Raw genomic sequence first — 19594 nt, forward strand, 5'->3', positions numbered from 1 at the left:
CCCTGACCCCCGACCGACCCCGACCCCCGGACCGGCGGAACGCGCGCCGCCCGTCCGGGGTCCTGTCCGACGAGTCCCCCACACCCCTGGAGAACGGTGAAACGGTCCCGCGACAGGGAGGCGTCCGAGCTGTTCGCCGCCCTGTACCCGCGCCTCGCCGGCTGGTGCCGCCGGCTCGTCGACGACGACGGGACGGCCCACGAGATCGCCTCCGAGTCCTTCACCCGGCTCTGGGCCCGCTGGACGTCCGTCGACGAGCCGCGCGGCTTCCTCTACGTCACCGCCGCCAACCTGGTCCGCGACCACTGGCGCAAGCTGGAGCGCGAACGCCGGGCCGTGCGCCGGGTGACCAACGAAGCCGCCGTACGGCCCGCGGAGGAGCAGGCCGACCCGTCGGTGCGGCTGCTGGTGCAGTCGCTGCCCGAGCGGCTGCGCGTCCCGATCCTGCTGCACTACTACGCTGACATGCCGATCCGGGAGGTGGCCGTGCTGACCGGGCGCAAGGAGGGAACCGTCAAGGCCGACCTGCACGCGGCCCGTGAACTGCTCCGCGTCCACCTGAGGAGAAGCCTTGATCCCACGCGCTGACGACGGACACCGCGACGACCGGCCGTCCCGCCGCGGGCCCGGCCACGGGCAGCCGTACGACCCCGCGTCCGGCCGGGACGGACACCGCGACGACCGGCCGTCCCGCCGCGGGCCCGGCCACGGGCAGCCGTACGACCCCGCGTCCGGCCGCGACCGGCCGTACGACAACGGGCCGGGCGGCGAACGCCCGTACGAGCATCACCGTCTGGACGACGACCCGGCGGAGTTCGGGCCCGACGATCCCCTCGCGGTGCTTCTCCGCCCGGACATCGAGCATCTCGGCCCTCCGCCCGGACACTACGAGGCGGTCCGCCGCGCCGCCGCCCGCCGCCGGCTGCTGCGCACGGCGGCCGGAGCCGGTGTGACCTGCGCGGTCGCCGCCTGCCTCGCGGTGCTGCTGGCGCCCGGCCCGGCCCGCGCCCCGGCACCTCCGGCCGTGCCGCTGGCCCCGCCGCCGCCCGCGAGCAGTCCGGCGGAGGTGCCCGAACCGTCCGTCTCGTCGGTCCCGGGCCGCACGGCGACGCGCTCGCCCTCGCCCTCGGACCGGCCGGGCGCCTCCCCGGGCTACACGACCGGCCCCTCCGCGGTGCCCAGCACACCGCCGTCCGCCGCTCTCCCGGCGACGGAGACGGGCCCGGCCGGCAACGGCCACTCGGCCGCGGAGGCGGAGACGGTCGCCCCCACCCCGGCCGAGGGGTAGCGGACGGCCGGTGTCAGTGCCCGTGTCCGCCGGCGGTGAGGGTGAAGGCCGCCGTGTGGACCGTGCCGCCGGTCTTGAAGTCGAGGAACAGCCGGTAGGTGCCGGCGCTGGGCGCGGCGGCGGTGAAGGACACTCGGGGCCCGGACGTCTCGGTGCCGTGGGCCTCCTGGTGCGGGTGCACATGCAGGTAGGCCAGGTCGCCGGAGCGCAGGGCGACCAGATGGCCGTATGCGCCCAGGTAGGGCTGGAGGTCGGTGACGGCGCGGCCGTCGCGGGTCACGGTGAACGTCAGCTCGCTCTCCTCGCCCGCGCGCAGGGTGCCGCCGAGTCGGACGGAGTATCCGTCGACGGTGGCGGTCGGCGCGGGTGCGGGCGGGGTCGAGGGCCGGTAGGTGCCGGTGACGGCGAGGTCCGTGCCGAGGGTGAGGCCTTCCTTCTCGGCGGCGGGCGTGAAGTCGGCGAACACCCGGTAGGCGCCGGCCTCCGGAAGGGTCGTGGCGATGCTCCAGGTGCCGTCGGCGGCGCGGACGGGATGCAGATGGCGGTAGGCCGTCAGATCCCTGGAGGCGACGATCAGGTGGAGTTCCTTCTCGTGTTCCGTCCGGTACGACGTCACGGGGTGCCCGTCGGCGTCGCGCACCGCGAACCGCAGCACGCTCTTCTCACCGGCCGTGAGGCGCGGGGTGAGCAGGTCGAGGGTGTAGCCGCGCTCGGAGATTTGGAGGCCGCCCGGCGTGTGCGCGGCGGATGGGCCGTCGCCGCCGTGGGTGTCGCCCGCGTGCGCCTCGTCCTCGTCGCTGCCCATGCTGTGGGCAGGGGACTCGGCGGTGGTGCGGGCGGAGTCGGGAGCGACCGCGTCGGCGACGCCGTAGGCGAGGGCGAAGGTCGCGGCGAGCGCGGTGCCGAACGCGCCGATCTTCTTGAGGCTCATGACCACTCCCGGGGCAGAACGGCTGCTGTGTCGGTCCGGCGGCTGCCCGACCGCCGTCACATATACCCGTGGGGGGTATCTGTCGTCGAGTTCAGAATATACCCCCCTCCCGTATCTGGCCACCGGCGGGTGGGAGTAGACAGAGGGAACGCCGTGGCCTGCCCGGGGCCCGGGTGAGGGGGAATCATGGACGACCGAGTGACAAGTGCCGTCACCTTCGGGCTGCTCGCGGCCTGGGCTCTGCACGACACCGAGGAGGTGGCGCTGCTGCCGGGCTGGCTCCGCCGCAACCTCCCGGAACTGCGCGAACGCTTCCCGTCGGTGCCCGAACGCGTCTGGCGGCAGGCCGAGTCGGTCGACGAACGGGAGTTCGCCGTCGCCGTCGGCGTCATGGGTGCGGTCGTCGCCACGGCCTCCGCCGCCGGGCATCTCACGGGAGGCCGCTCGGCCTTCTACCAGGCGGCACTCACCGGCTTCGGCCTGCACGGCCTCGTCCACCTCGCGCAGGCCGCGGCCGTACGCGGCTACACCCCCGGCTCGGCCACCTCGCCGCTGCTGGTCGTGCCGTTCACCCTCTGGGCGCGCGGCAGGCTGCGTCGCGCGGGGGTACTGCGCCCCGTACGCCCGAGGGACGCAGCCGTCGGCCTCGCCGTGGCCGCCGCCTCGACGGTCGCCGCCCACGGAGTGGCACGACGGCTGCCCGGACGCAGGGGGTAGGGGAGCGCATCCCCCGACGGGGCGGGAACGGCAGGCCTCCCGCGCCCCCGCACCCCGCCGCCTCGGGCCTCAGCTCCCCTGAGGTACGGACGCGGCCCGCAGCGCGAGCAGCACGTCCACCCGGTTCGTGGTGATCGAGTCGACGCCGAGGCCGAGCAGCCGCCGCAGGGAGCGGCGCGTGTCCGGCGTCCACACCGACAGCAGCCGGCCCTCCCGGTGGACTCGCTCGGCCAGTGCACGGTCCACCAGGGAGAACCGGTAGTTCAGCCAGCGCGGGCGGACCGCGTCGAGCAGCGCCGGGCGGGGCGGCGCCAGCGTCGTCCAGGTCAGCGCGATCTCGGCGGACGGGTCGGCGGCGCGCACCGCGAGCATGGCGGGGGCGCCCGCGCAGTAGTACGCGCGGTCCTGCGCCCCGGCCTCCCGTACGACGCCCACCACCCGCCGGGCCGCCCGCACATCGGGCGTGCCCGGCAGGTCGATCAGCACGCGGCTGCCCTCGGTCGCCGCCAGCGCCTCCTCCAGCGTGGGCACCCCGCCGGCGGTCAGCCCCCGCACCTCGGCCGCCGACAGCGACCGCACGGCACGGTCGTGCTCCCACAACCGCTTCAGGGTGGCGTCGTGCAGCAGCACCGGCACCTCGTCCCTGGTGAGCCGTACGTCGAACTCCACCACGTCCGCGCCGAGGCCGAGCGCGGAGCGCAGCGAGTCGAGGGTGTTCTCACGGACGCGGTAGGGGTCGCCGCGGTGGGCGACGGCGGTCACGTTCTCCATGGGCACATTGTGGTCCCGGCCCACCGGAGCGCCGGGGGAGACGGCGGTCAGGAGGCGAGCCAGGCCGTTGTGTACGCGTCGATCTCCCGCTTGATCCTCGCCTTTCCGGCGTCGTCGAGGAACGACGCCTCCACCGCGTTCTTCGCCAGGGCGGCCAGGCCTTCCTCGTCGAGGTCGAGCAGCCGGGCGGCGACGGCGTACTCGGTGTTCAGGTCCGTGCCGAACATCGGCGGGTCGTCCGAGTTGATCGTGACGAACACCCCGGCCTGCACGAACTCCTTGATCGGATGCTCGTCCAGCGTGCCCACCGCGCGCGTGGCGATGTTCGACGTCGGGCACACCTCCAGCGGGATGCGGTGCTCGGCGAGGTGCGCGAGGAGCTTCGGGTCCCGGGCCGAGCTGGTGCCGTGCCCGATGCGCTCGGCCCGCAGATGCGTCAGCGCGTCCCACACCGTCTCCGGGCCGGTCGTCTCACCGGCGTGCGGCACCGAGTGCAGGCCCGCGGCGATCGCCCGGTCGAAGTACGGCTTGAACTGCCGGCGCGGCACGCCGATCTCGGGTCCGCCGAGCCCGAAGGAGACCAGGCCCTCCGGGCGCAGCCGGTCGTCGGTGGCCAGCCGCGCGGTCTCCTCCGCGGAGGCCAGCCCGGCCTCGCCGGGAATGTCGAAACACCAGCGCAGTACGGTCCCGAACTCGGCCTCGGCCGCCTTGCGGGCGTCCTCGATCGCGTCCATGAAGGCACGCTCGTCGATACCGCGCCGGGTGGAGGAGTACGGCGTGATGGTCAGCTCGGCGTAGCGCACCTGCTGCCGGGCCAGGTCGCGGGCGACCTCGTAGGTGAGGAGCCGGACGTCCTCGGGAGTGCGGATCAGGTCCACGACCGACAGGTACACGTCGATGAAGTGGGCGAAATCCGTGAACGTGAAGTAGTCGACGAGGGCCTCGGGGTCGCTGGGCACCTTGGAGTCGGGGTGCCGGGCGGCCAGCTCGGAGACGATACGGGGGGAGGCGGATCCGACATGGTGCACATGCAGTTCCGCCTTGGGCAGGCCCGCGATGAAGGTGTTCAGCGTGCGGGCGCCGGGGTCGGCGGGCGCGGTGGCGGCCACGGCGTGGTCGGCGGAGCGATCGGTCAAGGGGTCCTCCCCTGGGACGGCGTCCCCGGCGTCGTGCGCGGAGGGACGCGGGTGATCGGCTGATCGGTGACTCGGGATCATCGTAGGCCGGAGCGGCGACGGATCTTCCCTGGCCTTAGCATGACGGAACGCTGTACATCGAGGGGGTCAAGGGCATGTCCGACGACGTGACACCGGAGCCGCGGGACGCGGTGGAGCCGGTGTCCCCGGGAGAGGCGGACACGTCCGCGCAACCGCAGGAGCCGGCACCGCGGGTGTCGCTGACCAAGGACGACACCGCGGCCCCGGCCGACGCCACGTCCGCCGCCGGGGACCCCGCCGAGGGGACGCCCGCCGGGAATCCGGCCGACGCCACGCCCGCTGCCGGGAGCCCCGCCGACGCGGTGGACACCGGCAAGCCGGCCGCGTGGGCGGCGCCCGACGCCTCCGGACCGCAGGGTCCCGGGTACACCGTCGGCGACGGCGTCCCGTCTCCCGGCACCCCGTCCGTGCACGACCAGCAGACGATCGCCTCGATGCCCGGCGCCCCCGAGGGCACCGGCCCGGCCGACCCCGGCACCGCCCACCCGAACGGCGTCGGCGGCAACCCCTTCGCCCCGCCGACGCCGGACGCTCCCGGCACGGGCAACCCGTTCGCCCCGCCCACGCCGACCCCGGCCGCCGGCCCGGGCAACCCCTTCGCCCCGCCCGCTTCCGGCGCCGTGGGCCCTGCCGCTCAGGCCGGTCCCTTCGCGCCGCCGGCCGCCACGCCCCCGCCCGGTGCCGGCATGCAGGGCAACTTGTTCGCCCCGCCGGGCGCGGGCGAGCCGGTTCCGCCGCCGCCCATCGCCCCAGAGGGGCCCGGTCAGCTGCCGTACGGCTATCCGGTCGGCGACTACGGCCACCCGCACCCCTACGGCGGTGCCCACGCCCCGAACGCCCGCCCGGTGCCGGTCGGCTACTACGGCTGGCCCGGCATGGTGCCGCCGCCCGACAACGGCATGGGTACGACGGGACTTGTCATCGGCATCGTGTCGGCGGGGATCTTCTGTCTGTGGCCGCTGTCGATCATCCTCGGCATTCTCGCCGTCGTCTTCGGCGCCGTGGGCCGCAGCCGGGCCAACCAGGGCGTCGCCACCAACGGTGGCCAGGCGCTGGCCGGCATGATCTGCGGCGCGGCGGGCCTGGTGCTCGGCGTCGGCATACTGGTCCTCCTGATAACCGTGGGCTGAGCCCGGCACCCACGGCCCGGAAGGACGAAGGGGCCCCGGGCGGCGCCCCGGGGCTCCCGGACGGCGACCCGGGGCTCCCGGTCCGGCGGCCAGGGCTCCCCGGCCTCAGCCCTCCCCCTCCACCATCCGCTCCCGCGCCCGCATCAGCGCGAACCCCAGCAGGTTCAGCCCCCGCCACCGCTCCGGGTCCCCGGCCGCCGGGTCGTCCGAGGCGAGGCCGATGCCCCACACCCGGTCGACGGGGCTGGCCTCGACCAGGACACGGGTGCCCGTGCCCAGCAGATACGCCCGCAGCGCCGGGTCGGCGGCGAACTTGTGGACGCTGCCCTCCACCACGATCCGGAACCGCTCCCGGGCCCATGTCTCCTCGGTGAAGCCGCGCACCAGCCGGCCCGCCTTCTTCGCCTCCGCGGGATGCTCCGCCGCGAGCACCGCCCGCTCGGCCTCCGCGTCGCCGAACAGCCGGGCCTTCTCGGCCATCATCCAGTGCTCGGCCGTCCGGTAGGTGACCCCGCCCACCGTGAACGGCGACGGCCACCACTGGCTCAGACAGCTCGGGCCGAGCCGCCCGTCGGGACGGGGCCGGTGGCCCCAGAAGTACAGGTACTTCATCCGCACCCCGGCGCGGATCTGCCTGATCAGCGACTCGTGGGAGTCGATCGTGCGCATGGCGTCCCCCGTGATCTTCTCGATGCATGCGAGTGTGGCACGCACCACTGACACTGCGTCCTGCCTTTTCGGTTCCGACTCGACACCTGGTCGACAGATTCCGTCGCGTAACCAAATGGCAACAACGGAATCACTTGTTGGCGACCCATTGCTCTGTCAGGATCGGCACTCAAATCGAGCTGAAGCTACGCCCCCAGACCCTCTTCACCAGCGGGGGCCGGCGGAGGAGAGCGACATGCAGTTCCCCGCACAGGAACGTTTCGCGGCCGGCGCGCAGTTCATCGCGGGCCGCCTCACCCAGGGCACCTCGGGCGCGACCCACGCCGTGATCGACCCTGCCACCGGCACCGAGGCCTACACCTACGAGCTGGCCGGCACGGACGACGTGGACGCCGCCGTCGCCGCGGCCCGCGAGGCGTTCCCGGGCTGGTCCGGCGCCACCCCCGGCGAGCGCTCCGACGCGCTGCACCGCTTCGCGGCCGTCCTCGCCGACCACGCCGACGAGCTGGCCCGCGCCGAGTCCCTTCAGTGCGGCAAGCCGCTCAAGCTGACGCGAGAGTTCGACGTGCCCGGCACGATCGACAACACCGCGTTCTTCGCCGGCGCCGCCCGCCACCTCCAAGGACAGTCGGCCGGCGAGTACTCCGGCGACCACACCTCGTACGTCCGCCGGGAGCCCATCGGCGTCGTCGGCTCCATCGCACCCTGGAACTACCCCCTCCAGATGGCCGCGTGGAAGATCCTCCCGGCGATCGCGGCGGGCAACACGATCGTGCTGAAGCCGGCCGAGCTGACCCCGCTGACCTCGCTGCTCTTCGCGGAGGCCGCCACCGAGGCCGGCATCCCCGACGGCGTCGTCAACATCGTCACCGGCGCCGGCCGGGTGGCCGGGGAGCACCTGGTCGGGCACCCCGACGTGGCCATGACCTCCTTCACGGGCTCCACGGCCGTCGGCAAGCGGGTCGCCGAGATCGCCACCGCCACCGTCAAGCGCCTCCATCTGGAGCTGGGCGGCAAGGCACCCTTCGTCGTCTTCGACGACGCCGACGTGGAGGCCGCCGCGAACGGCGCCGTCGCGGGCGCGCTGATCAACACCGGCCAGGACTGCACGGCCGCCACGCGCGCGTACGTGCAGCGTCCGCTGTACGAGGAGTTCGTGGAGCGGACCGCCGCGCTGATGGAGACCGTCCGGCTCGGCGACCCGTTCGCGCCGGGCACCGACCTCGGCCCGCTGATCTCGCACGCCCAGCGGGACCGCGTCGCCGCCTTCGTCGACCGTGCACGCTCCTACGCGCGCGTGGTGACCGGCGGTGATGTGCCCGGTGGGGACCTTGCCAAGGGGGCCTACTACCTGCCCACCCTGGTGGTGGACGCTCCGCAGGGCAGCGAGATCGTCCAGTCCGAGATCTTCGGTCCGGTCCTCGTCGTCCTGCCGTTCGAGACCGACGAGGAGGGCATCAGGCTCGCCAACGACACCCCGTACGGTCTGGCCGCCTCCGCGTGGAGCCGGGACGTCTACCGGGCGAACCGCGCCACACGCGAGATCAAGGCCGGGTGCGTGTGGATCAACGACCACATCCCGATCATCAGCGAGATGCCGCACGGCGGCTACAAGCAGTCCGGCTTCGGCAAGGACATGTCAGCGTATTCGTTCGAGGAATATACGCAGATCAAACACGTCATGTTCGACAATACGGCGGTAATCAGGAAGAACTGGCACCGCACCGTCTTCGGGGACCGATAGCCAAGAGCAGGCCGCCGACCACGGCCGACCTCCCGAAAGGGCACCACGCGCATGGAGCAGTACGAGCCCGACCGCCTGAGTCCGGCCCAGATGGCCGCCATCAGGCGCAGCTACCGCAACGGCAGGGCAGCCCTGACCCGCCGTTCGCTGCTGCGCGCCTCCGCGGGCGGCGCGCTCACCCTCGGCGGACTCGGGGCGCTGAGCGCCTGCGGGATCCCCGCGGCCGGCAAGACCGAGGGCGGCACGTCCGCCGAGGACCACTCGGCGAAGGAGAAGACCGTCAGCTTCTCCAACTGGACCGAGTACATGGATGTCGACGACAGCGGCCGGCACCATCCGACGCTGGAGGCCTTCACCGAACGCACCGGCATCAAGGTCAAGTACACCGAGGACATCAACGACAACAACGAGTTCTTCGGCAAGATCAAGCCGCAGCTCTCCGCCGGCCAGGACACCGGCCGCGACATCATCGTCCTCACCGACTGGCTGGCCGCGCGGCTGATCCGCCTCGGCTGGGTGCAGAAACTCGACCCGTCGAACCTGCCGCACGCCTACAGCAACCTGTCGCCGCAGTTCCGCAACCCCGACTGGGACCCGGGCCGCGCCTACAGCTACCCCTGGCAGGGCATCTCCACCGTCATCGCCTACAACAAGAAGGCTCTCGACGGCACAGAGGTGAAGTCGGTCTCCGACCTGCTCGACAACCCCCGCCTCAAGGGCCGCGTCGGCTTCCTCACCGAGATGCGCGACACCATGGGCATGACCCTGCTCGACATGGGCAAGGACCCGGCCAGGTTCACCGACGACGACTTCGACGCGGCCGTCGCCCGGTTGCAGAAGGGCGTCGACAAGGGCCAGATCCGCCGCTTCACCGGCAACGACTACACCTCCGACCTCACCAAGGGCGACCTGGCGGCCTGCCTCGCCTGGGCCGGTGACGTGGTCCAGCTGAAGGCGGACAGCCCGGACGTGGACTTCGTGATCCCCGACAGCGGATATCTGACGTCCAGCGACAACATGTGCGTGCCCAACAAGGCACGGCACAAGACGAACGCCGAACGGCTCATGGACTACTACTACGAGCCGCCCGTCGCCGCCCAGCTCGCCGCGTACATCAACTACGTCTGTCCCGTCGACGGGGTCAAGACCGAGCTCGCGAAGATCGACGAGGACGCGGCGTCGAACCCGCTGATCGTTCCTGACAAGGCCATGCAGGCCAAGTCCCATGCCTTCCGCTCACTGAGCGCGGAGGAAGAGACGGCCTACGAGACGAAGTTCGCGAAGCTCACTGGGGCGTGACGACGATGAAGACCACAGACAACAGCGGCGACGTCCGCCTCTCCGGAATCAGCAAGACGTACGGCTCCTTCACCGCCGTGCACCCGCTCGACCTGACCGTCCCGCAGGGCTCCTTCTTCGCCCTGCTCGGCGCGTCCGGCTGCGGCAAGACCACCACCCTGCGCATGATCGCCGGCCTGGAGGAACCCACCAGCGGCACCGTCCACCTCGGCGACCAGGACGTCACCGCGCTGCCGCCGTACAAGCGGCCCGTGAACACGGTGTTCCAGTCCTACGCCCTCTTCCCGCACCTCGACATCTTCGAGAACGTCGCCTTCGGTCTGCGCCGACGCGGCATCAAGAGCGTGAAGAAGCAGGTCGAGGAGATGCTGGAGCTGGTCCAGCTGGGCGAGCAGGCCCGGAAGAAACCCCACCAGCTCTCCGGCGGCCAGCAGCAGCGCGTCGCTGTGGCCCGCGCGCTGATCAACCACCCGAAGGTGCTGCTGCTCGACGAGCCGCTCGGCGCCCTCGACCTGAAGCTGCGCCGCCAGATGCAGCTGGAGCTCAAGCGCATCCAGACCGAGGTCGGCATCACCTTCGTGCATGTCACGCACGACCAGGAGGAGGCCATGACCATGGCCGACACGGTCGCCGTGATGAACGCGGGCCGCGTCGAGCAGCTCGGCTCGCCCGCCGACCTGTACGAGAACCCGCAGACCACGTTCGTCGCGAACTTCCTCGGCACGTCCAACCTGATCGAGACCGAGGTCGACACCAAGAGCGGCGACGACATCGTCCTGAAGGCCGGCGGCGGCAAGCTGCTGCTGCCCTCCGAGCGCTGCGCCGCCCCCGCCACCGCCGGCGGCCGGGTGCTGATCGGGGTCCGCCCCGAGAAGATCTCCATCACCCACGCCGACGACGCCGGGACGATCACCGAGGGCCGCAACCGCATCACCGGGAAGATCGCCGACGCCAGCTTCATCGGCGTCTCCACGCAGTACGTCATCGACACCCCCGTCTGCGACGAGTTCGCCGTCTACGCCCAGAACGTCGAACGCGACGGACGCCTCGTGCCCGGCGCCGATGTCGTCCTGCACTGGAACCCGGCGCACACCTTCGGTCTCGACGCGGCCCAGGACATCGACGCCGGCATCGAGGAAGAGGCGGTCTGATGGCGACGCTCACCGAGGCGCCACCGCCTCTCACCCCGACCGCAGCGGAGACGAAGCCGCCGCGCAGACGGGGCCGGCTCACGCCGTACCTGCTGCTCCTGCCCGGCCTGCTGTGGCTGTTCGTGTTCTTCGCCCTGCCGATGATCTACCAGGCCTCCACGTCCGTGCAGACGGGCTCCCTGGAGGAGGGCTACAAGGTCACCTGGCACTTCGCGACCTACTGGAACGCCCTGTCCGAGTACTGGCCGCAGTTCCTGCGCTCCCTCGCCTACGCGGCGTCGGCGACCGTGCTGTGTCTGCTGCTCGGCTATCCGCTGGCGTATCTGATCGCCTTCCGCGCGGGCCGCTGGAAGAACCTGGTGATGATCCTGGTGATCGCGCCGTTCTTCACCAGTTTCCTGATCCGCACCCTGGCGTGGAAGACGATCCTCGCCGACGGCGGCCCGGTCGTCGGCGCGCTGAACTCGCTGCACGTGCTGGATGTGACCAGCTGGCTGGGCTGGACGTCCGGCGACCGGGTGCTGGCCACACCGCTCGCGGTCGTGTGCGGTCTCACGTACAACTTCCTGCCCTTCATGATCCTTCCGCTGTACACCTCGCTGGAGCGGATCGACGGGCGGCTGCACGAGGCGGCCGGCGACCTGTACGCCAAGCCGTGGACCACCTTCCGCAAGGTCACCTTCCCGCTGTCGATGCCCGGCGTGGTCTCCGGCACCCTGCTGACGTTCATCCCGGCGTCCGGCGACTACGTCAACGCCGAACTCCTCGGCTCCACCGACACTCGCATGATCGGCAACGTCATCCAGACGCAGTTCCTGCGGATCCTGGACTATCCGACGGCCGCCGCGCTGTCCTTCATCCTCATGGCCGGAATCCTGATCATGGTCACGGTCTACATCCGCAGGTCCGGGACGGAGGATCTGGTCTGAATGCCCGTCGTCAACTGGCTCAAGAAGAACCTGGTCGTCATCGCGGGACTGGTGACGCTCGCATTCCTCCTGCTGCCCAACGTCGTCGTGACGGTGTTCTCCTTCAACAAGCCGAAGGGGCGCTTCAACTACGAGTGGCAGGAGTTCTCCACCGACGCCTGGAAGGACCCGTGCGGCGTCGCCGACATGTGCGGCTCGCTCTCGCTCAGCCTCCAGATCGCCCTGTGGGCGACGGTCGGCGCCACCGTCCTCGGCACGATGATCGCCTTCGCCCTGGTCCGCTACCGCTTCCGGGCGCGCGGCGTGGTCAACTCGCTGATCTTCCTGCCGATGGCGATGCCCGAGGTCGTCATGGCGGCCAGCCTGCTCACCCTGTTCCTCAACCTGGGCGCGCAGCTCGGCTTCTGGACGATCCTCATCGCCCACATCATGTTCTGCCTCAGCTTCGTCGTCGTCGCCGTGAAAGCACGCGTGATGTCGATGGACCCCCGCCTGGAGGAGGCCGCGCGGGACCTGTACGCCGGTCCGGTGCAGACCTTCGTGCGGGTCACCCTGCCCATCGCGGCGCCCGGCATCGCCGCCGGCGCGCTGCTCGCCTTCGCGCTGTCGTTCGACGACTTCATCATCACGAACTTCAACGCCGGTTCGACGGTCACGTTCCCCATGTTCGTGTGGGGTTCGGCCCAGCGCGGCACCCCGGTCCAGATCAATGTGGTCGGTACGGCCATGTTCCTCATCGCCGTGGTGCTCGTCCTGGCGTCGATGGCGATCGGGAACCGGCGCGGCAAGCGCAAGGCGTGACGGCGCAGGCACCAGGTACAAGCGATCCCCGAACCCCTGTAGGGAGTTGAAATCATGGCCCCGAGCGCCATGAGCCGTGACAACAGATGGACACAAGCACTCTCTGACGCACAGCCGGTGCCGTACTGGCTGGACGACCCCGCAAGGCCCCGCCCCGAGCCCGCCCTCACCGCCGCCGAGACCTGCGATCTGCTGGTCGTCGGTGGCGGCTACAGCGGACTGTGGACCGCGCTCCTCGCGAAGGAGCGCGACCCGCAGCGGGACGTGGTGCTGCTGGAGGGCCGCGAGGTGGGCTGGGCCGCCTCCGGCCGCAACGGCGGCTTCTGCGCCGCCTCCCTCACCCACGGCCTGTCCAACGGCCTGACCCGCTGGCCGGACGAGATCCACCGGCTCCAGGAGCTGGGCGCCCGCAATCTCGACGAGATCGAGAAGGCGGTCGCCCGCTACGACCTGGACTGCGAGTTCGAGCGCACCGGCGAGATCGACGTGGCGACCGAGCCGTACCAGGCGTGGGAACTGCGCGAGTGGTACGAGGAGATGCGCCGTCACGGCCTCGACGACGGCGTCGAACACCTGGACGGCGACGCCGTGCGGGAGCAGGTGAACTCGCCGACGTTCCTCGCCGGCCTGTACGACCGGCGCGGCGTGGCCATGGTCAACCCGGCCAAGCTGGTGTGGGGCCTGAAGCGGGCCTGCCTCTCCCTCGGCGTGCGGGTCTACGAGCACACGCCGGCTCTGACGCTGAAGCCGTACGGCGCGGGCATGGCCGTACGCACCCCGTACGGGCAGGTCCGCGCGCGGCACGTGGCGCTCGGCACGAACATCTTCCCGAACCTTGTGCGACGGGTGCGGGCGTACACCGTCCCCGTCTACGACTACGCGCTGATGACGGAGCCGCTCACGCCCGAGCAGCTGAAGTCGGTCGGCTGGCGGAACCGGCAGGGTCTCGGGGACTCCGCGAACCAGTTCCACTACTTCCGGCTGTCCGCCGACAACCGCATCCTGTGGGGCGGCTACGACGCGATCTACCCGTACGGCGGCCGGGTGCGCGCCGAGTACGACGACCGTCCGGAGACGTACGCCAAGCTCGCCGGGCACTTCTTCACCTGCTTCCCGCAGCTGGAGGGGGTGCGCTTCACGCACGCGTGGGGCGGCGCGATCGACACCTGCTCGCGTTTCTCGGCGTTCTTCGGCACCGCCCACCAGGGCCGGGTGGCGTACGCGGCCGGGTACACGGGGCTCGGTGTGGGCGCGACCCGGTTCGGCGCGGATGTGATGCTGGACCTGCTGTCGGGGGAGCGGACCGAGCGGACCGAGCTGGAGATGGTCCGCAAGAAGCCGCTGCCGTTCCCGCCGGAGCCGTTCGCCTGGACGGGCATCGCCCTCACCAAGTGGTCGCTGGCCCGCGCCGACGCGCACGGCGGGCGGCGCAACCTGTGGCTGCGGACGATGGACCGGCTGGGGCTGGGCTTCGACAGCTGACGCACGGCATCCGCATGTGACGCGCATCACCCGATCGTGGTGCCGCAACCCGCGTAATGCCCCGGGGAGACCTCCCTCTCTTCCTTCTGACGCGACCGCGTCCGATGGAAGAGAACGGGAGGTCTTCTCATGACTGGGGCAAAGACGGCGGTGGAGTGGCTGGCGTCCGCCGCACCGGATCCCGAGGCCTGTCGCTGGGAATGGGAGCGCAGTCCCCTCGGGGTCGCCCTGCTGCCCGCCGGCCGGGCCTGGGACGTGCTCATCCTCCCCGGCGACCTCGGGTACCCCACGCTCGACGTGCTCACCCGCGTCATCGACCGGCCCGGCCCCGTCCTGGTCGACTTCGGCGACCAGCGCATGGGGTTCTTCGTGCCGCCGGGGACGGCAGCCCGCTGGCTGGGCACCGGCATCCGCACGGCCGGGGCCGGCACCTGGATCGTGGTGCCCTACCCGGGCCGTATGACCGGAACCGTGCGCTGGCTCGTACCGCCGGACGGCTCGGGCACGCTGAATGATCCCGCACTGCTGGAACTGGCGATGCACGAAGCGGCTGCGGGCCTCGCGAGGGAGGAGGGCGACCGGAGCTGACGGACCGCCGGCCCTGGCGAGCGGCCGGCCCCGACCTGCGTGAGGGCTTGACAAGAGAATTGGTCTGGACCAAGTTGGGCGCGCTCCACCCTTCCGAATTCCCCCGCTCCCGGAGGCAGTTGTGGACCGCACCAGACCTTTGCTCGCCCTCCTCGCGGCCACGGCACTCGCCGTGCCCGCGCTCACCGCGTTCTCGTCGGCCGCCCGTGCGGCCGACGCCGACCAGCTCGTCAACGGCGGCTTCGAGACCGGCCTCGACGGCTGGACCTGCTCGGCGGGCAGCGGCACGACGGTCGGCAGTCCGGTGCACTCCGGCGGCGCGGCGCTGCGGGCGACCCCGGCCGGCAGCGACAACGCCCGCTGCGCGCAGACGGTGACCGTGCAGCCGAACGCGCAGTACACCCTCACCGGATACGTCCGCGGCTCCTACGTCCACCTCGGCGCGAGCGGCACCGGCACCACCGACGTCTCCACCTGGACCCAGTCCGCCCCCGACTGGCAACGGCTCACCACCACCTTCCGCACCGGCCCTGCCACCACCCAGGTCACCGTCTACACGCACGGCTGGTACGGCACCGGCGCCTACCACGCCGACGACCTCACCCTCGTCGGCCCCGGCGGCGGCACCCCCACCCAGCCGCCCGCCGCCCCGACGGGCCTCACCGCCACCGCCGTGACCTCGGACAGCGTCTCCCTGTCCTGGTCGGCGGTACCCGGCGCGACCTCGTACGCCGTCCACCGCGACGGCACCCGCGTGCAGACCACGTCCGGCACCACGGCCACGGTGACCGGCCTCGAACCGTCGACCGCGTACACCTTCCGGGTCAGCGCCCTCAACACGGCCGGCGAGTCACCCCTCTCGCAGGCGGTGACCGCGACGACCACGTCCGGCGGCGGAGGCGGAGGCGGCGGGGGAGCCCTGCCGCCGCACGCCCTCGTCGGCTACCTCCACGCGAGCTTCGCCAACGGCTCCGGCTACACCCGCCTCGCCGACGTCCCCGACAGCTGGGACGTCATCGACCTCGCCTTCGGCGAACCGACCTCCACCACCTCCGGCGACATCCGCTTCACCCGCTGCCCCGTCACGGAATGCCCGAACGTGGAGAGCGACGCCGAATTCAAGGCCGCCATCAAGGCCAAGCAGGCCGCCGGCAAGAAGGTCCTCATCTCCATCGGCGGCCAGAACGGCCAGGTGCAGCTCACCACCACCGCCGCCCGCGACGCCTTCGTGTCCTCCGTCTCACGGATCATCGACGAGTACGGCCTGGACGGACTCGACATCGACTTCGAGGGCCACTCGCTGTCCCTGAACCCCGACGACACCGACTTCCGCAACCCGAAGACCCCGGTGATCGTCAACCTGATCTCCGCGGTGAAGACTCTCAAGGCCCGCTACGGCGACACGTTCGTCCTCACCATGGCCCCGGAGACCTTCTTCGTGCAGATGGGCCACCAGTACTACGGCACCGGCAAGTGGGGCGGCCAGGACCCGCGCTGCGGCGCCTATCTGCCTGTCATCCACGCCCTGCGCGACGACCTCACCCTGCTGCACGTCCAGGACTACAACTCCGGCCCCATCATGGGGCTGGACGGCCGGTACCACTCCATGGGCGGCGCCGACTTCCACATCGCCATGACCGACATGCTGCTCACCGGCTTCCCCGTCGCCGGCGACCCGGCGAACGTGTTCCCGCCGCTGCGCCCGGACCAGGTCGCGATCGGCATGCCGGCGTCCGTCAACGCGGGCAACGGGTACGTGGCGCCCGCCGAGGTCACCAAGACCCTCGACTGCCTGACGAATGGCAGCAACTGCGGCTCGTACGCGCCGCACGGCACCTGGCCCGCTCTGCGCGGCCTGATGACCTGGTCGATCAACTGGGACCGGTTCGCGGGCTGGGAGTTCCAGCGGACGTTCGACGGCTGGTTCGACTGAGAAGGCGCCTGCCGCGGCTGAGGAGACCGCTACTCGGTCCGAGCGGACGGCTCCCTCGCCTCGGCGGGCGCCCGCCGGCCGGTCCGGCCGAGCGCCAGCCACAGCAGCGTCAGCAGGACGGTGCCCACGCACCAGCCGCCCACCACGTCCAGCGGCCAGTGGTACCCGCGCCGCACCAGCCCGTACGACACCGCCAGCATCAGCACCACCGCTCCGGCCGTGAGCAGCCGGCGGGCGGCGGGGGAGCGCAGCCAGGGCAGCAGCACCAGCACCGCGGAGCCGTACGCGACGACCGCGGTGGTGGTGTGCCCGGACGGGAAGTAGCCGGTCGCCGGGGGCACCACCGGTGTCCCCGGCCGGTCGGTCCACTCCTTCAGCGGTACGACGACCGCCGGGACCAGCGCCATCACCAGCGCGGCGGTGAGCGGTGGCAGCCACCACCGCCGCGCCCCGGCGGCCCGCTGCCGCCAGGCGGCCAGCGCCAGGGACACGGCGAGCGCGGGCAGCGCGACCTGCGCGTTGCCGAGGTCGGAGAGGAGTTCGGAGAACCGGTCCGGGTGGACCAGGGCCCGGCTGACGTCCGCGTCCGCCCCCAGCAGCGGCCCGTCGTCGACGACCTGCCAGGTGAGGAGGGCGAACACGACGGCCGGGACGGCGAGCAGAAGGGCGACAGTCACGGCAGACAGCTTCGCAGCCGTGACCTGCCACGCGGCGGCCGGGCCGCACGGGAGCGTCACCGCGTCGGCGGAGGCCGTGAGCAGGCCGCGTGCGTCAGGAGGAGGTCGGCCGCCCCGGAACAGGGGGGGTGTCACGGGGCGGCCGTCCGGATCGGAACGCCGCGCGCCCCGGGGGGTCTGGGGCGGGCGACCGTCCGATCGGTGAGGAGATCCGGAGCCAAGGGCTCCGGTGGTGTGCGCGAGGGCACGACCAGGTCGTGGCTGGGGAAGCGCCGGCCTGGCATCGCCCACAGTCCCCTGTGGGCGGGGTGTATCTCTCATCTGCGTAGAACCTACGGCAGCGGGTGGGCGTACGACAGCGGGAACCGGAACCTGCCATCCACCCCGCACACGTTCTTCACACCCTCTGCCGCAGGCACCCCCGAGCGGGGCTCCGGACGCCCACGAAAGGCCTGCCGGAGCCCGGCGGACGGCCGCTCAGATGCGGGTGAACGCCTGCTCGATGATGTCGAGGCCCTCGTTCAGCAGGTCCTCGCCGATCACCAGCGGCGGCAGGAAACGCAGCACGTTGCCGTAGGTGCCGCAGGTCAGGACCAGCAGACCCTCCTGGTGGCAGGCCTTGGCCAGCGCGGCGGCTGCCTCCGCGTTCGGCTCCTTGGTCGCGCGGTCCTTCACCAGCTCGATCGCGATCATCGCGCCGCGGCCCCGGACATCGCCGATGATGTCGAACTTCTCGGCCATGGCGGTGAGGCGGGCCTTCATGATCGCCTCGATGTTCTTCGCCTTGGCGTTGAGGTCCTGCTCCTTCATCGTCTCGATGGCGCCGAGCGCGGCGGCGCAGGCCACCGGGTTGCCGCCGTAGGTGCCGCCGAGGCCGCCCGCGTGCGCGGCGTCCATGATCTCGGCACGGCCGGTGACCGCGGCGAGCGGCAGACCGCCCGCGATGCCCTTCGCCGTGGTGATCAGGTCCGGGACGATGCCCTCGTCCTCGCAGGCGAACCACTGGCCGGTGCGGCAGAAGCCGGACTGGATCTCGTCGGCGACGAAGACGATGCCGTTGTCGGCGGCGAACTGACGGATCGCCGGCAGGAAGCCCTTCGCCGGCTCGATGAAGCCGCCCTCGCCCAGCACCGGCTCGATGATGATCGCGGCCACGTTGTCCGCGCCGACCTGCTTGCTGATCTGGTCGATGGCCTGCTTGGCGGCCTCGGGGCCGCAGTTCTCCGGGCCGGTGGGCCAGCGGTAGGCGTAGGCGACCGGCACCCGGTAGACCTCGGGCGCGAACGGGCCGAAGCCGTTCTTGTACGGCATGTTCTTCGCCGTCAGCGCCATCGTCAGGTTGGTGCGGCCGTGGTAGCCGTGGTCGAACACCACTACGGCCTGCCGCTTGGTGTACGCGCGGGCGATCTTGACGGCGTTCTCCACGGCCTCGGCACCCGAGTTGAACAGCGCCGACTTCTTCGCGTGGTCGCCCGGCGTCAGCTCGGCGAGCGCCTCGGCGACCGCCACGTAACCCTCGTACGGGGTGACCATGAAACAGGTGTGGGTGAAGTCGGCGAGCTGCGCGGACGCGCGGCGCACCACGGCCTCGGCGGAGGCGCCCACGGACGTCACGGCGATACCGGAACCGAAGTCGATCAGGCTGTTGCCGTCGACGTCCTCGATGACGCCGCCGCCGGCGCGCGTGACGAACACCGGCAGCGTGGAGCCCACGCCCTGGGCGACCGCGGCGGTACGGCGGGCCTGCAGCTCCTGCGACTTCGGGCCGGGAATGGCGGTGACGACGCGGCGCTCCTGCGGAAGTGCGGTCATGCGGGGCTCCTGGAGGTGGTACGGCGGGGTGAGACAGATGCCGTTCGACGGACTTTTGCTTCTTTTCTCGCAGGCTAAGACGGGCAGAGGGGGGTGGGCATGCTCCATGTGGGCGTTGTCGGCGCGTGTCGTTGTCCGTGATGGACATAGAGGAGTCGGTGACGGTAGGGACCGCAGTGGGGACGCCCGTACGGGCCGCTCGCCGGAGATTCCCGGACGCCCGGCCGCGCAATCGGTGAACTCCCCTTGCCGGGGCGTTAGATTGACTCGCTGACGGAGGACGGAACGGCTGGTCAGGGGGCGCACGCGATGGACAGCGACGGCACGCACGAGGCGCGCGGCACGCGGGCGAACCAGGTGCCGCGTCCGGCGGGCCCCTCGGGAGACCCGGCGGTGCCGCCCGGGCCCCGGCTGCCGCCGGGCCCGCCCCGCTCCGGCGGGGTCCTCGCCGGAGC

17 protein-coding genes and 1 pseudogene are annotated in these 19594 nt (G+C 71.8%); 12 read left to right on the forward strand and 6 right to left on the reverse strand.

Features of this window, described 5'->3' with window-relative positions; all coding sequences use genetic code 11:
• Positions 1-96 precede the first annotated feature (96 nt).
• Both MTQ10_RS14185 and MTQ10_RS14190 read left to right on the forward strand, forming a co-directional pair.
• Positions 97-588: an RNA polymerase sigma factor gene (locus tag MTQ10_RS14185; protein ID WP_247467154.1), complete on the forward strand. Its 492-nt coding sequence runs from the start codon at positions 97-99 to the stop codon at positions 586-588.
• Positions 572-1288 carry a hypothetical protein gene (locus tag MTQ10_RS14190; RefSeq protein ID WP_247467157.1) on the forward strand — a complete coding sequence of 239 codons (717 nt, stop codon included), beginning with the start codon at positions 572-574 and terminating at the stop codon, positions 1286-1288. The genes MTQ10_RS14185 and MTQ10_RS14190 overlap by 17 nt, the downstream gene beginning before the upstream one ends.
• A gap of 13 nt (positions 1289-1301) precedes the next feature.
• On the opposite strand, the gene MTQ10_RS14195 is transcribed toward MTQ10_RS14190, so the two are convergent.
• Entirely contained in the window at positions 1302-2219 is a 918-nt protein-coding gene (locus MTQ10_RS14195; RefSeq protein WP_247467160.1) for a hypothetical protein, read from the reverse strand.
• A gap of 186 nt (positions 2220-2405) precedes the next feature.
• Between MTQ10_RS14195 and MTQ10_RS14200 the strand changes: the two genes are divergently transcribed.
• Complete coding sequence (locus MTQ10_RS14200) at positions 2406-2936, forward strand: HXXEE domain-containing protein (RefSeq protein ID WP_247467163.1); 531 nt, start codon at positions 2406-2408, stop codon at positions 2934-2936.
• A 69-nt stretch (positions 2937-3005) separates the two neighbouring features.
• Here the strand turns inward: MTQ10_RS14200 and MTQ10_RS14205 are convergent, their stop codons facing one another.
• On the reverse strand, positions 3006-3707 hold the full coding sequence (locus tag MTQ10_RS14205; protein ID WP_247467165.1) for a glycerophosphodiester phosphodiesterase: 702 nt from the start codon (positions 3705-3707) through the stop codon (positions 3006-3008).
• Positions 3708-3754: 47 nt separating this feature from the next.
• Positions 3755-4934, reverse strand: a pseudogene (locus MTQ10_RS14210) (adenosine deaminase); the annotation flags it as partial.
• A gap of 64 nt (positions 4935-4998) precedes the next feature.
• Here MTQ10_RS14210 and MTQ10_RS14215 point away from each other — a divergent pair.
• On the forward strand, positions 4999-6054 hold the full coding sequence (locus MTQ10_RS14215; RefSeq protein ID WP_247467171.1) for a DUF4190 domain-containing protein: 1056 nt from the start codon (positions 4999-5001) through the stop codon (positions 6052-6054).
• Between the two features lie 105 nt (positions 6055-6159).
• Here the strand turns inward: MTQ10_RS14215 and MTQ10_RS14220 are convergent, their stop codons facing one another.
• Positions 6160-6723: an NADAR family protein gene (locus MTQ10_RS14220; RefSeq protein WP_247467203.1), complete on the reverse strand. Its 564-nt coding sequence runs from the start codon at positions 6721-6723 to the stop codon at positions 6160-6162.
• 235 nt (positions 6724-6958) lie between these two features.
• On the opposite strand from MTQ10_RS14220, the gene MTQ10_RS14225 reads away from it, so the two are divergent.
• The 8 genes from MTQ10_RS14225 to MTQ10_RS14260 all read left to right on the forward strand — a co-directional run bounded on the left by MTQ10_RS14225 (position 6959) and on the right by MTQ10_RS14260 (position 16650).
• Positions 6959-8467, forward strand: coding sequence for a gamma-aminobutyraldehyde dehydrogenase (locus tag MTQ10_RS14225; RefSeq protein ID WP_247467173.1), 1509 nt, complete (start codon positions 6959-6961; stop codon positions 8465-8467).
• Positions 8468-8518: 51 nt separating this feature from the next.
• Positions 8519-9766, forward strand: a complete 1248-nt coding sequence (locus tag MTQ10_RS14230; RefSeq protein ID WP_247467176.1) for a polyamine ABC transporter substrate-binding protein — start codon at positions 8519-8521, stop codon at positions 9764-9766.
• Positions 9763-10917 (forward strand): ABC transporter ATP-binding protein, encoded by a 1155-nt coding sequence (locus tag MTQ10_RS14235; protein WP_247467179.1) that lies wholly within the window; start codon positions 9763-9765, stop codon positions 10915-10917. The genes MTQ10_RS14230 and MTQ10_RS14235 overlap by 4 nt, the downstream gene beginning before the upstream one ends.
• Positions 10917-11846 (forward strand): ABC transporter permease, encoded by a 930-nt coding sequence (locus MTQ10_RS14240; protein ID WP_247467182.1) that lies wholly within the window; start codon positions 10917-10919, stop codon positions 11844-11846. The genes MTQ10_RS14235 and MTQ10_RS14240 overlap by 1 nt, the downstream gene beginning before the upstream one ends.
• Positions 11847-12647: an ABC transporter permease gene (locus MTQ10_RS14245; RefSeq protein ID WP_247467185.1), complete on the forward strand. Its 801-nt coding sequence runs from the start codon at positions 11847-11849 to the stop codon at positions 12645-12647.
• A 54-nt stretch (positions 12648-12701) separates the two neighbouring features.
• On the forward strand, positions 12702-14129 hold the full coding sequence (locus MTQ10_RS14250) for an NAD(P)/FAD-dependent oxidoreductase (RefSeq protein ID WP_247467188.1): 1428 nt from the start codon (positions 12702-12704) through the stop codon (positions 14127-14129).
• A 129-nt stretch (positions 14130-14258) separates the two neighbouring features.
• Positions 14259-14717, forward strand: a complete 459-nt coding sequence (locus MTQ10_RS14255) for a bifunctional DNA primase/polymerase (protein WP_247467191.1) — start codon at positions 14259-14261, stop codon at positions 14715-14717.
• Positions 14718-14838: 121 nt separating this feature from the next.
• Positions 14839-16650 (forward strand): chitinase, encoded by a 1812-nt coding sequence (locus tag MTQ10_RS14260; RefSeq protein WP_247467193.1) that lies wholly within the window; start codon positions 14839-14841, stop codon positions 16648-16650.
• Positions 16651-16679: 29 nt separating this feature from the next.
• On the opposite strand, the gene MTQ10_RS14265 is transcribed toward MTQ10_RS14260, so the two are convergent.
• Both MTQ10_RS14265 and gabT read right to left on the reverse strand, forming a co-directional pair.
• The gene (locus MTQ10_RS14265; RefSeq protein ID WP_308404570.1) at positions 16680-17327 is read right to left on the reverse strand and encodes a phosphatase PAP2 family protein; all 648 of its coding nucleotides are present in this window, start codon (positions 17325-17327) and stop codon (positions 16680-16682) included.
• 477 nt (positions 17328-17804) lie between these two features.
• Positions 17805-19139: a 4-aminobutyrate--2-oxoglutarate transaminase gene (gene gabT / locus MTQ10_RS14270; RefSeq protein ID WP_247467200.1), complete on the reverse strand. Its 1335-nt coding sequence runs from the start codon at positions 19137-19139 to the stop codon at positions 17805-17807.
• Positions 19140-19594 lie beyond the last annotated feature (455 nt).

This window comes from Streptomyces sp. XM83C (genome assembly GCF_023072675.1).
GTDB lineage: Bacteria > Actinomycetota > Actinomycetes > Streptomycetales > Streptomycetaceae > Streptomyces > Streptomyces thermocoprophilus.

Coding starts and splice junctions, on each gene's coding strand:
- MTQ10_RS14195 (WP_247467160.1), bottom strand. CDS start 2,219: ATGAGCCTCAAGAAGATCGGCGCGTTCGGCACCGCGCTCGCCGCGACC.
- MTQ10_RS14200 (WP_247467163.1), top strand. CDS start 2,406: ATGGACGACCGAGTGACAAGTGCCGTCACCTTCGGGCTGCTCGCGGCC.
- MTQ10_RS14205 (WP_247467165.1), bottom strand. CDS start 3,707: ATGGAGAACGTGACCGCCGTCGCCCACCGCGGCGACCCCTACCGCGTC.
- MTQ10_RS14215 (WP_247467171.1), top strand. CDS start 4,999: ATGTCCGACGACGTGACACCGGAGCCGCGGGACGCGGTGGAGCCGGTG.
- MTQ10_RS14220 (WP_247467203.1), bottom strand. CDS start 6,723: ATGCGCACGATCGACTCCCACGAGTCGCTGATCAGGCAGATCCGCGCC.
- MTQ10_RS14225 (WP_247467173.1), top strand. CDS start 6,959: ATGCAGTTCCCCGCACAGGAACGTTTCGCGGCCGGCGCGCAGTTCATC.
- MTQ10_RS14230 (WP_247467176.1), top strand. CDS start 8,519: ATGGAGCAGTACGAGCCCGACCGCCTGAGTCCGGCCCAGATGGCCGCC.
- MTQ10_RS14240 (WP_247467182.1), top strand. CDS start 10,917: ATGGCGACGCTCACCGAGGCGCCACCGCCTCTCACCCCGACCGCAGCG.
- MTQ10_RS14245 (WP_247467185.1), top strand. CDS start 11,847: ATGCCCGTCGTCAACTGGCTCAAGAAGAACCTGGTCGTCATCGCGGGA.
- MTQ10_RS14250 (WP_247467188.1), top strand. CDS start 12,702: ATGGCCCCGAGCGCCATGAGCCGTGACAACAGATGGACACAAGCACTC.
- MTQ10_RS14255 (WP_247467191.1), top strand. CDS start 14,259: ATGACTGGGGCAAAGACGGCGGTGGAGTGGCTGGCGTCCGCCGCACCG.
- gabT (WP_247467200.1), bottom strand. CDS start 19,139: ATGACCGCACTTCCGCAGGAGCGCCGCGTCGTCACCGCCATTCCCGGC.